This window comes from Sphingomonas sp. SORGH_AS_0879 (assembly GCF_030819175.1).
Classification (GTDB): domain Bacteria; phylum Pseudomonadota; class Alphaproteobacteria; order Sphingomonadales; family Sphingomonadaceae; genus Sphingomonas.
Genome location: NZ_JAUTBJ010000002.1, coordinates 3,686,507 through 3,699,934, shown reverse-complemented (window position 1 = coordinate 3,699,934; position 13,428 = coordinate 3,686,507). Strand labels below are relative to the sequence as shown.

The 13,428-nt window shown below is 66.5% G+C and carries 13 protein-coding genes; 9 read left to right on the top strand and 4 right to left on the bottom strand.

The features are described from left to right. Positions 1-64 precede the first annotated feature (64 nt). Positions 65-1,984: an excinuclease ABC subunit UvrC gene (gene uvrC, locus QE379_RS17285; RefSeq protein ID WP_307002377.1), complete on the top strand. Its 1,920-nt coding sequence runs from the start codon at positions 65-67 to the stop codon at positions 1,982-1,984. A 22-nt stretch (positions 1,985-2,006) separates the two neighbouring features. Here uvrC and QE379_RS17280 read toward each other — a convergent pair whose 3' ends face one another. Further along, positions 2,007-2,837 carry a 23S rRNA (adenine(2030)-N(6))-methyltransferase RlmJ gene (locus QE379_RS17280; RefSeq protein ID WP_307002375.1) on the bottom strand — a complete coding sequence of 277 codons (831 nt, stop codon included), beginning with the start codon at positions 2,835-2,837 and terminating at the stop codon, positions 2,007-2,009. A gap of 56 nt (positions 2,838-2,893) precedes the next feature. Further along, positions 2,894-3,466, bottom strand: coding sequence for a pseudouridine synthase (locus QE379_RS17275; protein WP_307002373.1), 573 nt, complete (start codon positions 3,464-3,466; stop codon positions 2,894-2,896). A gap of 94 nt (positions 3,467-3,560) precedes the next feature. On the opposite strand from QE379_RS17275, the gene recO reads away from it, so the two are divergent. The 3 genes from recO to QE379_RS17260 are packed head-to-tail and all read left to right on the top strand — an operon-like array spanning position 3,561 to position 6,497. Continuing rightward, positions 3,561-4,292 (top strand): DNA repair protein RecO, encoded by a 732-nt coding sequence (recO, locus tag QE379_RS17270; protein WP_307002371.1) that lies wholly within the window; start codon positions 3,561-3,563, stop codon positions 4,290-4,292. Positions 4,293-4,347: 55 nt separating this feature from the next. Then, positions 4,348-5,391, top strand: coding sequence for a 3-isopropylmalate dehydrogenase (leuB, locus tag QE379_RS17265; RefSeq protein ID WP_307002370.1), 1,044 nt, complete (start codon positions 4,348-4,350; stop codon positions 5,389-5,391). Positions 5,392-5,396: 5 nt separating this feature from the next. Further along, complete coding sequence (locus tag QE379_RS17260) at positions 5,397-6,497, top strand: glycosyltransferase family 2 protein (protein ID WP_307002368.1); 1,101 nt, start codon at positions 5,397-5,399, stop codon at positions 6,495-6,497. Between the two features lie 82 nt (positions 6,498-6,579). Here QE379_RS17260 and QE379_RS17255 read toward each other — a convergent pair whose 3' ends face one another. Then, positions 6,580-7,824 carry a phospholipid carrier-dependent glycosyltransferase gene (locus tag QE379_RS17255; protein ID WP_307002367.1) on the bottom strand — a complete coding sequence of 415 codons (1,245 nt, stop codon included), beginning with the start codon at positions 7,822-7,824 and terminating at the stop codon, positions 6,580-6,582. A 141-nt stretch (positions 7,825-7,965) separates the two neighbouring features. Between QE379_RS17255 and QE379_RS17250 the strand changes: the two genes are divergently transcribed. Then, positions 7,966-9,876, top strand: a complete 1,911-nt coding sequence (locus QE379_RS17250) for a beta-galactosidase family protein (RefSeq protein WP_307002365.1) — start codon at positions 7,966-7,968, stop codon at positions 9,874-9,876. Positions 9,877-10,038: 162 nt separating this feature from the next. Here QE379_RS17250 and QE379_RS17245 read toward each other — a convergent pair whose 3' ends face one another. After that, on the bottom strand, positions 10,039-10,344 hold the full coding sequence (locus tag QE379_RS17245) for a hypothetical protein (protein ID WP_307002363.1): 306 nt from the start codon (positions 10,342-10,344) through the stop codon (positions 10,039-10,041). A gap of 135 nt (positions 10,345-10,479) precedes the next feature. Between QE379_RS17245 and QE379_RS17240 the strand changes: the two genes are divergently transcribed. The 4 genes from QE379_RS17240 to QE379_RS17225 all read left to right on the top strand — a co-directional run bounded on the left by QE379_RS17240 (position 10,480) and on the right by QE379_RS17225 (position 13,311). Then, a complete protein-coding gene (locus tag QE379_RS17240) occupies positions 10,480-11,688 on the top strand; it encodes a PLP-dependent aspartate aminotransferase family protein (RefSeq protein ID WP_307002361.1) in 1,209 nt (402 codons plus the stop codon). Next, positions 11,685-12,083, top strand: a complete 399-nt coding sequence (gene apaG, locus QE379_RS17235; protein ID WP_307002359.1) for a Co2+/Mg2+ efflux protein ApaG — start codon at positions 11,685-11,687, stop codon at positions 12,081-12,083. The genes QE379_RS17240 and apaG overlap by 4 nt, the downstream gene beginning before the upstream one ends. After that, entirely contained in the window at positions 12,080-12,859 is a 780-nt protein-coding gene (locus QE379_RS17230) for a LysR family transcriptional regulator (RefSeq protein ID WP_307002357.1), read from the top strand. The genes apaG and QE379_RS17230 overlap by 4 nt, the downstream gene beginning before the upstream one ends. A 122-nt stretch (positions 12,860-12,981) precedes the next feature. Then, on the top strand, positions 12,982-13,311 hold the full coding sequence (locus QE379_RS17225; RefSeq protein ID WP_307002355.1) for a TM2 domain-containing protein: 330 nt from the start codon (positions 12,982-12,984) through the stop codon (positions 13,309-13,311). The last annotated feature ends 117 nt before the right edge of the window (positions 13,312-13,428 follow it).

Sequence of the window (13,428 nt, the reverse complement as noted above, 5' to 3'; positions counted from 1 at the left end):
TCGCGCGAACCAATCATACGCACCGGACTGGCGATCCGACCGTCGCGCCCCTAAATCGGGGCCAATGTCCGAGCCTCCCGTCGACCGCTTCAACGAAGAGAAATCCACCTTCACCCTGCGCGGTGCCGACGCGCCGGATCTAAAGGCGGGGGTGGCGGCGATCCGCAACGTGCTGGCGACCTTGCCGCTGCGGCCCGGCGTCTATCGGATGCAGGACGCACGCGGCGACGTGCTCTATATAGGCAAGGCGCGCGCGCTGAAGAACCGCGTCGCCAATTACACCCAGGTCGATCGCCTCCCCAAGCGCCTGCAACGCATGGTGTCGCAGACCCGGTCGATGACCATCGTCACGACCAACAACGAGGCCGAGGCGCTGCTGCTCGAGGCGCAACTTATCAAGCGCTATCGCCCCGCCTTCAACGTACTGTTGCGCGACGACAAGAGCTTTCCCTTCATCCTGCTGCGCAACGACCATGATTTCCCGCGCATCCAGAAACATCGCGGCGCACGCCGGGCGGTCGGCAATTATTACGGCCCCTTCGCCAGCGCCGGCAGCGTCAACAACACACTGAACGCGCTGCAAAAGCTGTTCCTGCTCCGCTCCTGCACCGACAGCTTCTTCAAGGGGCGCGACCGGCCGTGCCTGCTCTACCAGATCAAGCGCTGCTCTGCGCCCTGCGTCGGCCGGATCGACGAAGCCGCCTATGCCGAACTGGTCGCCGATGCGAAGAACTTCCTCGGCGGCAAATCGACCCAGGTCCAGGCCAAGCTCGGCAAGCAGATGCAGGATGCGGCGGAAGCGATGGACTTCGAACTCGCCGCGATCCTGCGCGACCGGCTGAAGGCGTTGACCTTCATCCAGGGGACGCAGGCGATCAATGCGGAGGGCGTGGGCGACGCTGATATCTTCGCGTTGGCGTGCCGCGAAGGGGTGATGGGCATCCAGGCCTTCTTCATCCGCGGCGGCCAGAATTGGGGGCATCGCAGCTTCTTCCCCGCCCACACCACCGACGTACCCGAGGAAGAGGTGCTGACCAGCTTCCTCAGCCAATTTTACGAGGAAGTGCCGCCCGCCAAGACGATCCTGCTCGACCGCGAACTGCCCGAGGGCGCGCTGTTGACCGAGGCCTTGGGCGAGCGCGCCGGGTATAAGGTGCAACTCAACGTGCCCCAGCGCGGCGACCGCCGCCGCCTGCTCGACCAGGCGAAGCGCAACGCCGTCGAGGCGCTCGACCGGCGGCTGGCCGAGTCGACGACGCAGGCCAAGCTACTGCGCGAGGTCGCCGATTTCTTCGACCTGTCCGAACCGCCGCAGCGGATCGAGGTGTACGACAACAGCCATATCCAGGGCACCAACGCGCTGGGCGCGATGGTCGTGGCGGGGCCGGAGGGGTTCCAGAAGGGCCAGTATCGCAAGTTCAACATCAAGGGGAACGAGGCCGCGACCAACGACGATTTCGGCATGATGCGCGAAGTCTTCCGCCGCCGCTTCGCCCGCCAGTTGGAGGAGAACCCCGACCGCGACGACGCGACCTGGCCCGACCTGGTGCTGATCGACGGCGGGCGCGGGCAATTGAACGCGGCCAAGGCGGTGCTGGAGGATCTGGGCATCGAGGATGTCTGCCTGGTCGGTGTCGCCAAGGGCCCGCATCATGGCCGCGAGGGGCGTGAGGTCTTTCACATGATGGACGGCAGCGAACGAATGCTGCCGGTCAACGCGCCGCTGTTGTTCTACCTCCAGCGGCTACGCGACGAGGTCCACCGCTTCGTCATCGGCGCGCACCGCGACAAGCGCGCCAAGGCGATGGGCGCCAGCCCGCTGGACGAAGTGCCGGGCATCGGCCCGGCGCGGAAGAAGGCGCTGCTGATGCACTTCGGCACGGGGCGGGCGGTGCGCAATGCCAGTCTGGAGGACTTGCGGAAGGCGCCGGGGGTTAGCCAGGCCGTCGCACAGCAGGTGTACGACTTCTATCATAGCCGGTGAGGGGGCGTGCCTTTGCTCCTCTTCAGTCGTTCAACCAATCCGCAGTGATCTCGCCGCTATGCCCCTCCGGCGCCAGTGCGGCGCGGAGGGCTTCCAGCAAAGGCGGCAGGCCTTGCACGAAGGCATAGGGCGGATTGACGATGAAAAGGCCCGCGCCGTTATAGATGCCGGGCTGATCGGCGTCATATAACCAATGCTCGACGACCAGGAATTTCGGGATGCCGAGCTTGCGCAGCTCATATTTCCACCGCTGATGCGTGGCGCGGTCTTTCAGCGGATACCAGATGACCGTCACGCCATGTGCCCATTTGCGGTGCGCCGCGGCGAGGGTGGCCGTGATGCGTTCGCGTTCGTCGGTCTGCTCATAGGGCGGATCGACCACCACCACGCCGCGCGGCGTACGGGTCGGAAGCATGGCCAGCCAAAGCTCATAGGCATCGCGCTCATGCACGGCGGCAGGGGTCCCGCGCATCGCGCCGCGCAGGGCACGGGCGTCCTCGGGATGCTTTTCGTTGACGATCAGCAGATCCTGCTCCCGCAGAAGCTGCACCAGGAACCTTGGCGAGCCGGGGTAGAGGCGGGGCTCCGCCTCGACATTCACCGCCCGGACGGCGGCGCGATAGTCGTCCAGCAAGGGGTTCGTGTCGGCAAAGGCCCGGACCACGCCCTGTGCGGCTTCGCCGGTGCGTTGCGCCTGCTCACCGCCCAGGTCGTAGAGCCCGCAACCGGCATGGGTGTCGATCAGCGTCAGCGCGCCCGGTTTTTGCTGCAAGGCCCGGACCAGCGCGATCAACAGGCTGTGCTTGGCGACATCGGCGCTGTTGCCGGCATGGAAGGAATGGCGATAATTCATGGATGTGCGGAACCCTGCCGATATGTCTTTGAAGGCGTTATGGGGCGACGAAGCCGCTATCTGGAGCCGGGAGCCTTGCCCGGGCTGGAAATCTCCTGGAACTGGCCCGGCGCGATCCCGGCGACGGACCAGTCGCCGATCGACCAGCGGACCAGCCTCAGGGTCGGCAAGCCGATGGCTGCCGTCATGCGGCGCACCTGTCGATTGCGTCCTTCGCGAATGGTGAGCTTCAGCCAGCTGTCGGGAATGGATTTGCGCTGGCGGATCGGTGGATCGCGCAGCCACAGGTCGGGCGCGTCGATACGCGTGACGTCGGCGGGCAGGGTCATGCCATCGTTGAGCCGTACGCCCCGCCGCAAGGGCTCCAGTTCCGGCTCCTGCGGATCGCCTTCCACCTGCACGAGATAGGTCTTGGGCATTTTGAAGCGGGGATCGGCGATCCGCGCCTGTAGCCGTCCGTCATCGCAGAGCAGTAGCAGGCCCTCACTGTCCCGATCGAGCCGCCCGGCGGGATAGACGCCCTTCACATGGATGAAGTCCGACAAGGTCGACCGAACCGTTGGAGATCCGCGGTCGGTGAATTGCGATAAGACCCCAAAGGGTTTGTTGAACAGGAGCAGCTGGGCCATGCCGCGCTCATAACGTTCGGCGGCGGCCATGTCTTCCGGCGCATGTCGTCGCCATCCATGGCATCCCGCCCCAATCCCCCCTACATCCTGCCCCATGCACCGGGTCGCCCCCGCCATCATCCTGTCGGTTCGGCCGCATGGCGAGCATGGGGCGATCGTGCGGGCTTTGACCCGCGAGGATGGGGTGCAGCCGGGCTATGTCCGGGGCGGGCGGTCGCGGGCGCTTCGGCCGGTGCTGCAACCGGGGAACGGGATCATCGGTGAGTGGCGGGCGCGGACGCCTGAGCAACTCGCCGCGCTGACCATCGAGCCGGGGCATAGCCGGGCGGGGTTGCATAGCGAGCCGCTGGCCGCTGCCGGGATCGAGTGGCTGTGCGCGCTGACGGCCGCAGCGCTGCCCGAGGAACAGCCTTATCCCGTGCTGTACGACGCGCTCGACGCCGTGCTGACCGCGATCGAATCGGCCCCCTCCGCGCGCGGCTGGGCGGGGGCGCTGGTGCGGTACGAACTGCTGCTGCTCGGGCAACTCGGGTTCGGGCTCGATTTGGAGCGGTGCACCGTAACCGGCGGGGCCGAGGACCTCGCTTTTGTCAGCCCCAAGAGCGGCGCGGCGGTGTCGGTGGGTGCTGCGTTCGGTTATGAGGCGCGGCTGTTCCCGCTGCCCGATTTCCTGCGCGAGGGTGGGGCGGGGGACTGGCCCGACATCTTCGCCGCCGGGCGGATCACCGCGCATTTCCTGGCGCGGGATATTCTGGTCGGTCTGCGCCATGATCCCATGCCCGCCCGTGCGCGGTTATTCGATCGGTTCAAAAGGGCGGTTGCGTGATCTGACCCCTCAAGGCAAAGGGCGCTCCGAACACAGACAAGACAAGGGGCCAGCCATGGCATTGATCGCGATCCTCGCCGGTGACGGTATCGGGCCGGAAGTAACGGCGGAAGCGCGGCGCGTGCTGGAGGCGCTGGATCTGGGCCTGACCTTCGAGGAGGCCAAGGTCGGCGGGGCGGCCTATGAGGCGGCGGGCCATCCGCTTCCAAAGGAGACGTTGGCGGTGGCGGAGCGCGCCGATGGGTTGCTGTTCGGTGCGGTTGGCGATCCGCGCTTCGATAACCTTGAGCGCGCGCATCGGCCCGAACAGGCGATCCTTGGCCTGCGCAAAGCGTTCGGCCTGTTCGCGAATTTGCGCCCCGCCCGGCTGTTCGAGGGGCTGGAGGATGCCAGTTCGCTCCGTCCCGAGATCGCGCGGCGCATCGACATGGTGATCGTGCGCGAACTGACCGGCGATGTCTATTTCGGAGCCAAGGGGCGTGGCACCACCGATGCGGGCCTGCGCGAAGGCCATGACCTGATGCGCTATGACGAAGAGGAAGTGGCGCGGATCGCCCGCGTCGGCTTCGAGACCGCGATGCGCCGCCGCCGCCGCCTGCTGTCGGTGGACAAGGCCAATGTGCTGGAGACGTCGCAGCTTTGGCGCGACGTGGTGATCGAGGTTGCCAAGGATTATCCCGAGGTCGCGCTCGACCATATGTATGTCGACAATTGCGCGATGCAGTTGGTGCGCGATCCGGGCCAGTTCGACGTGATCCTGACCGGCAATCTGTTCGGCGATATCCTGTCAGATCAGGCGTCGATGTGCGCGGGGTCGATCGGAATGCTGCCCTCCGCCGCGCTGGGCGCGACCGGCAAGGGGCTGTACGAGCCGATCCATGGCTCGGCCCCCGATATCGCGGGGCAGGGCAAGGCCAACCCGTGCGCCGCGATCCTGTCGGCGGCGATGATGTTGCGCCACTCGCTGGGCATGAGCGAGGCTGCCGACCGGATCGATGCGGCGGTCGCGGGCGCGATCCGCGATGGTGCGCGGACCGGTGACCTGGGCGGCAGCCTGTCGACCCGCGCCATGGCCGACGCGATCCTCGAGCGCCTCTGACACGTATGGGTGCGCTCCTCGAACTCGCGGTCGTCATCCCGACCTTCAACGAGCGCGCCAATGTGCCCGTGCTCATCGCCAAGCTCGACCAGGCGCTGGCCGGGCGGCGGTGGGAAGCGATCTTCGTCGACGACAACAGCCCGGACGGCACGGCGGATGCTGCGCGCGAACTGGGGAAGGTCGATCACCGCGTCCGGGTGATCCAGCGGATCGGGCGGCGCGGCCTGTCCTCCGCCTGTATCGAGGGGATGTGTGCCACCGCCGCAGCCGTCGTCGCGGTGATCGATGGCGATTTGCAGCATGACGAGACGCTGCTGCCGAAAATGCTCGACCGGTTGCAGGCGGAGCCCGATCTCGACCTGGTGGTGGGCTCCCGCTTCGTCGAGGGCGGCGGGACCGGGGACTGGGACCGCGACCGGGTGGCCAAGTCGGCCTTCGCCACGAAGCTGTCGCAGCGGGTGCTGAACGTCGATCTGTCCGACCCGATGAGCGGCTTCTTCATGGTCCGCACCGCCGTCGCGCGCGAGACGGTGCCGTATCTGTCGGGAATCGGCTTCAAGATACTGCTCGACATCATGAGCGCCTCGCCGCGCCCGCTTCGCGCCGCCGAGATGCCCTATGTCTTCCGTTTGCGGACCGAGGGCGAGTCGAAGCTCGATCATGTCGTGGCGATGGAATATCTGATCGCGCTGTACGACCGCCGCTTCGGCAAGGTGGTGCCGGTGCGCTTCGCCATGTTCTCGGCCATCGGGGTGCTGGGCGTGGGCGTGCATATGGCGGTGCTCAGCCTGTTCTTCGTCGCTCTGGGCGCGAGTTTCCTCGCCAGCCAGATCGTCGCGGTGGCGGCGGCGATGACGTTCAACTTCTTCCTCAACAATGCGCTGACCTATCGCGACCGGCGGTTGCGCGGGTTCAAGCCGTTGCTCGACGGATGGGTGTCCTTCTGCCTGGTCTGCTCGGTGGGGGCGATCGCCAATGTCGGCGTCGCGGCCTTCCTGCACGATGCGCGCGCGAACGAGTGGGCGGTGTCGGCGCTGATCGGGGTGCTGATCGGAGCGGTGTGGAATTACGCGCTGTCGTCGCGGTTCGTCTGGGGGCGGTATTGATTTTGGGGCGTGCACTTCGACTTCGCTCAGTGCGAACGGACGTTAGTTCAGCCTAAGCGAAGTCGAAGGCCAAGGGAAAACCTCACCGCCAATCCGCAAACCACGTCCAGCGCGAAAACGAGGCTGGTCCCGCCAGCGCGCCCGCCGTCAGGATCGGATGGAAATAGACGAACAGGCATACCGCCCCGACCAGATAGGCCTCGTCCCAATCCCGCATCCGCGCTCGCCACCGGTCGATCGCCACCGCCAGCGCGATCGACAGCCAGATGGCGGGTAGGAAGTAATAATAATAGAAGCCCAGCGACTTGGGGATGATCGCCCAGACTGCGAACCCACCGATCCACAAGCCCGCCGCGACGCCCAGCCGGACCTCCCGCGTCCGCAACCAGCCCAGCGCGCACGCCGCCACCGCGATCAGCCCGCCCCACATCACCGCCGGATTGCCGAGCAGGAAGATGCCCCGCCGCGCTCCGTCCGCGACCTCGTAGAAATACCAGATCGGCCGCCCGATCACTGGCCAGCTCCACCAGATCGACTGGTAATGGTGCGGCGGCAGGATTTGGGTCTGGCGCGCATACATCTCCCATTGGAAGGGCAGGAGGTTCGCCCATGTCATCGGCTCGCGCGCATAGAAGAAAGCGGGCGCGAAGGTCGCGGCATAGGCGATGGCCGCTCCCAGCCCGAGCAACCCCCAGGCCGACCACCAGCGCAGGCCCGGCCAGCGGCTGGTATCGCCCCGCTTCATCAGCACGAAACCGATCGCCGCATAGCCGAGATAGGGCACCGCCGCCCACTTCACCCCGACCGCCAGCCCCAGCAACACCGCGCCCAGCCCCCAGCGCCACCGGCTCTGTGTGGGGGTTCCCCGCATTGCCCAGCCCATCGCGGCGACCGCCAGCACGACGAAGGCCGCCATGAACCCGTCGAGCATCGCGATCCGCGCCTGGACCAGCACCATGAAATTAACGAGCGTCAGCACCGCACCGATCGCCGCGGCCCGCGTCCGCCCGGTCATCAGCCAGACGATCGCGAATACGCCCCCGACGATCGCCGTCCCCGCCAGCGTCGACAGCGCCCGCCATCCGAGCGGATTGTCGCCGAAGATCATCATGCCGAGCGCGATCAGGGCCTTACCCAGCAGCGGATGCTCGACATTTACCGGCCCCTCCAGCGCCAGCAGCGTGCGCGCTGCGGGGACGTAATGGATTTCGTCGAACACCAGCATGTGCGGTGTCGTCAGCCGCCAGCAGAACAGCGCCTGCGCGGCGACCAGAATCGCGAGCAGCGCCGGGACCGGACGACGAAAGGGGGCGAGCAGACGGCGCATGCCATGGTCATGGCGGCGGAGCGGGGGCGGGGCAATGGGGTTCCATCGCGGTGGGGGAACGTCGCTGTCAAATGGTCTGACAATTTGACGAAGCCGCTCGCCCATGGCACCCATGGGGAAAGCGGCGGGGCAGGCGTGGGAATGACGCCGACCCTATCCGCCACGATCAAGGCGTTTCGGGAGAGTGATGTGAGGCAGGCGGTTCGATCCACGGTCATTGGCGGGATTCTGGCGGCGACGGCGCTGTCCCCGCTCGACGCACAGGCCCCGACCGCCAATGACGGCCCCGCCCGCAGCTTTTCGGTGCAGGGCAAGGGCTTCCTGCGCAACGGCCAGCCGCATCAGGTGATCTCGGGCGAGATGCACTATGTCCGCATTCCGCGCGCCTATTGGCGCGACCGGCTGCGCAAGGCCAAGGCGATGGGCCTGAATACCATCACCACCTATGCTTTCTGGAACGCGCATGAGCCGCGTCCCGGCGTCTATGATTTCAGTGGCCAGAACGACATCGTCGCCTTCATCCGCGATGCCCAGGCCGAGGGGCTGGACGTGATCCTGCGCCCCGGTCCCTATGTCTGCGCGGAATGGGAGTTGGGCGGTTATCCGGCCTGGTTGCTCAAGGACCGCAACCTCGTGCTGCGCTCGACCGATCCGAAATATACCGCCGCGGTCGATCGCTGGCTGATGCGGCTGGGGCAGGAGGTGAAGCCGCTGCTGCTCAAGAATGGCGGGCCGATCGTCGCGGTGCAGCTCGAAAACGAATATGGCGCGTTCGGCGACGATCAGGCCTATCTGCGCGGGCTAGAGGCGACCTATAAGCGCGCCGGGTTTGCCGACGGTGTCCTGTTCACCTCGAACCAGGGCGGCGATCTGGCCAAGGGCTCGCTGCCGGGCCTGCCCTCGGTCGTCAATTTTGGGTCGGGCGGGGCGCAAAGCTCGGTCGCCAAGCTGGAGGCCTATCGCCCCGATGGCCTGCGCATGGTCGGCGAATATTGGGCGGGCTGGTTCGACAAATGGGGCGAAGAGCACCATGAAACCGACGGCAGGAAAGAGGCCGAGGAAATGGCCTATATGCTCAAGCGCGGCTATTCGATCTCGCTCTACATGGTGCATGGCGGCACCACCTTCGGCTGGATGAACGGTGCGGATTCGCACACCGGCAAGGACTATCACCCCGATACGACCAGCTATGACTATGACGCGCCGATCGATGAGGCGGGCAATCCCCGCTACAAATATGGCCTGATCGCCGCCGCCATCGCCGAGGTGACCGGCAAGCCCGCTGCGCCCACGCCCGCGCCGACCGTGGCGACGACCTTCCCGGTGTCGGCGGTACGCCGCAGCGCGTCGCTGTGGGACAATCTCCCGACCCCGGTGCGCGCGGCCCAGCCGATGACGTTCGAGGAACTCGACCAGAATTACGGCTATGTCCTCTACCGCGTGACCGCACCTGCGGGTGCAGCGGGGCCGCTGACGCTGAAGGGCATGCACAGCTATGCCCAGGTGTACCTCGACAAGACGCTGGTCGGGACGCTCGACCGGCGGCTGGACCAGGAGACGGTCGAACTGCCCGCGCGGACCCGGCCGACCGTGCTGAACATCCTAGTCGAGAATACCGGCCGGGTGAACTATTCCCACGCGATCCGCACCGAGCAGGCCGGGCTGACCGGCGCGGTGACGCTGTCGGGCTCGCCCTTGCGCGACTGGCAGATGTTCCGCCTGCCGATGGACGATCTGGCCAGGCTGAAGCTGTCGGCCAAGCCGTGCACGGGCCCTTGCTTCTACGAGGCGAGCATGACCGTCTCGACGCCCGGCGACACCTATCTGGACATGCGCGGGGCGCATAAGGGGCAGCTATGGTTGAACGACCATAATCTGGGTCGTTTCTGGGCGATCGGGCCGGTTCATACGCTCTATACCCCCGCGCCCTGGTTGAAGGCGGGGGCGAACCGGATATTGTTCTTCGACCTGACTGGGGATGCCAGCAACAAGCTGACGACGGTGAACAAGCCGATCTGGGGCAAGGTCACCAATCATCGTGAGGCCCAGTAAATAGGGGGCATGCCCCTCCACCACCCGGCTGACGCCGGGCGGTCCCCCTCCCCATCGGAAATGGGGAGGATTTGTGAAGCCCATTCCTCCCCAAGCTGCGCTTGGGGAGGGGGACCGCCGGGCGACGCCCGGTGGTGGAGGGGCATGCCCCCCCGTCCGGACTTACCGAACCGCCGCCGCCTGGTTCGCCACGATCGCTTCGCGCTGTTCGGGGCTCATCGCGCTGGCGTTGACGTCGGCCGCCTTGATCGCATCGGCGCGGTCCTCGGCATAGTCGCGGGTCTTTTCGGCCTGTTTGTCGAGCATCTTGGCTTGGTTGCGCAGCGCGTCCGCCTGTGTTTCCATGCCGCCGGCGCGGTTGTCGGCGGCCTTCTCGACATTCTCGGCGAGATTGTCGGTGCCCTTGCTGTTGCATGCCGACAGCGACACGAGGCCTGCGGCCAGCAATAGAGTGATGCGGGTCTTCATGGTCTTCCTCCCTGTTGGAACAGGCCGACATAACCGGATCGGGCGCATTTCCGTTCCGCTCGGGTAACGGTGACACATGGGGCGGGCGTCGGAATATCCTTGAACCCCGCTCCCCGGACCGGCAAATGGGCGGATATGAAGCGCAAGACTGGCCAGGACCGTTCGATCACCACCAAGTGGCGCCCCGCGACGCAGGCCGTGCGCGGCGGCACCGCGCGGTCGGAATATGGCGAGACGTCCGAGGCGCTCTTCCTGACCTCGGGCTATTGCTATGATCGGGCAGGGGACGCGGCGGCACGGTTCGCGGGCGAGCAGGAGGGGATGACCTATTCCCGCCTCCAGAACCCGACCGTCGAGATGCTGGAACAGCGCATCGCCCTGCTCGAGGGCGCCGAGGCGTGCCGGACCATGGCATCGGGCATGGCGGCGATGACGGCGGTGCTACTCTGCCAGTTGCAGGCGGGCGACCATCTGGTCGGCGGGCGCGCGGCCTTCGGATCGTGCCGCTGGCTGACCGACACGCTGCTGCCCAAATTCGGCATCGCGACCACCGTGGTCGATGCGCGCGATCCGCAGGCGTTCCTGGATGCGGTGCGGCCGGAGACGAAGGTCTTCTTCTTCGAGACGCCCGCCAACCCGACCATGGACGTGGCGGACCTGGAGGCGATCTGCGCCATCGCGCGCGAGCGCGGCATCACCACGGTCGTCGACAATGCCTTCGCCACGCCCGCGCTCCAGCGGCCGATGGAGTTTGGCGCGGACGTCACCGCCTATTCCGCCACCAAGATGATGGATGGGCAGGGCCGCGTGCTGGCGGGTGCGGTGTGCGGTACGGAAGATTTCATCACCAACACGCTGCTGCCCTTCACCCGCAACACCGGGCCGACGCTGTCGGCGTTCAACGCCTGGGTGGTATTGAAGGGGCTGGAGACGCTGGACCTGCGCATCCATCGCCAGTCGGAATCGGCGATCAAGGTCGCCAAGTTCCTCGAAACCCGCGTGCCGCGCGTGCTGTGCCCCGGCCTGCCCAGCCATCCGCAGCATGACCTCGCCATGCGCCAGATGAAGGCGGCGGGCAGCATCTTCGCGATCGAACTCGATGGCGGACGGACCCAGGCGCACGGCCTGCTCGACGCGCTGGAACTGATCGACATCTCGAACAATATCGGCGATTCGCGTTCGCTGATGACGCATCCCGCCTCGACCACCCATGCCGGGGTCGCCGAGGACAAAAGGATCGAGATGGGCATCGGCGAGGGGATGCTGCGCCTGAATGTCGGGCTGGAGGATGCGGACGACCTGATCGACGATCTCGACCAGGCGCTCCGCGCCGTGGGTCTGTGAAGGCGCTCTTCTCCCATGCGCTGACCACCGGTCCGGTGACGGTCCGCGTGTCGGTCAGCTATCTGCCCGAACAGTCCGAGCCGCAGCGCGGGCGCTGGTTCTGGGCCTATCATGTCCGTATCGAGAATGATGGCGAGCAACCGGTGCAGTTGCTCACCCGCCGCTGGATCATCACCGATGGGCGCGGCGCGCGCCACTCGGTCGAAGGCGAAGGGGTGGTCGGCGAACAGCCGGTGATTCAGCCCGGCGCGTCCTATGACTATGTCTCGGGCTGTCCGCTGGCGACGACCAGCGGTGCGATGCAGGGCAGCTATCGCATGGTCGGGGCCGACGGCATGACCTTCGACGCGGCCATTCCCCAGTTCGCGCTGGTCGCCCCGGCGGTGGAATCATGAAGCGGACGCATCTTCCACTCAATGGCCTGCGCGTGCTGGACGCCGCCGCCCGTCACCTGAGCTTCACCCGCGCCGCCGACGAACTGGCGGTGACCCCGGCGGCGGTCGGCCAGCAGATCCGCGCGCTGGAGGATACGCTGGGCGTCGTCCTGTTCCGCCGCACCACGCGCGGGCTGGAGCTGACCCCGGAGGCCGAGGCGGGCCTGGCGCCGCTTCGCGCCGGTTTCCTGCAATTCGAGGATGCGGTCCGCGCGATGCAGGCGGGCCAGTCGTCCAAGTCGCTGACCATCGCCGCCCCGCGCGACGTGACCGAGAAGTGGCTGATGCCGCGCCTCGCCGCGATCGCCGCGAGCGATCCCGATTTGCGCTTCTCGCTGATCGCATCGGACGAAGGGCTGGACTTCACCGAGGCCAATCTGGACCTCGCCATCCGCTGGGGCGACGGACCCGGCGGGCTGGAGGGCGAGGCGATCGAGTCCGACGGGATGATCCCCATCGGCCCCGCCGATGCGCCGCTGATCGCCTGGCCGGGCGCACCGGAGGAGGGCACACCGCTGGTCCGCGTCACCGATGCGGGTCTCGCGATCGATGCGGTCGCGGCGGGGCTGGGCCGCGCGGTCGTGCCGCAACTGCTCGCCGAGCGCGATCTGGCCGAGGGGCGGGTCGTTGCGACAGGCGAGGCGGTGCCCTCGCGCATGGGATATTGGCTGGTCGCGCCGCTACCCCAATGGCGGCAGCAGAAGGTCAAGGCGTTGGTCGAGGCTTTGGGGGGCTAGCCGCACCGATCCTCTCCGAAATGGATGGGATTGCGAACGGAATTGCGGACGTTTCCGAAGCCCGATTGTCATCGTCGCCAAATTGCGCTTTGATCCTCCCTTAGCAGAGGGGGAGAGAATTCATGTCAGACCTGAACCGTGCTGAGATCGCCAGGTCGCAACTGATGTACGACGCCAACCGAAAATCGGTGGGAGTCGCGTATCTGCTGCTGATCTTCCTTGGGGGATTCGGCGCGCATCGTTTCTACCTGGGAAGGACGGGGTCAGCGGTGGCGATGCTGTTGCTGAACTTGTTCGGATGGGTAACGGTCTGGCTAGGTGTCGGGCTGATCTTGCTCGGCTTTGCCTGGCTCTGGCTGTTTGTCGACCTGTTCCTAGTACCCGGCATCGCACGCAGCCATAATATGCGGTTGGCCAACGACCTGACCGGCGGCCATCCTGCGATGATCTGACCACCCCCACTCCTCCCCAAGCTCGCTTGGGGAGGGGGACCATGCGCAGCATAGTGGAGGGGCAGGCGACGTCGTCGGCGGGGCAACCCTTGACTAAGATACCGCCCTACCGGTCGG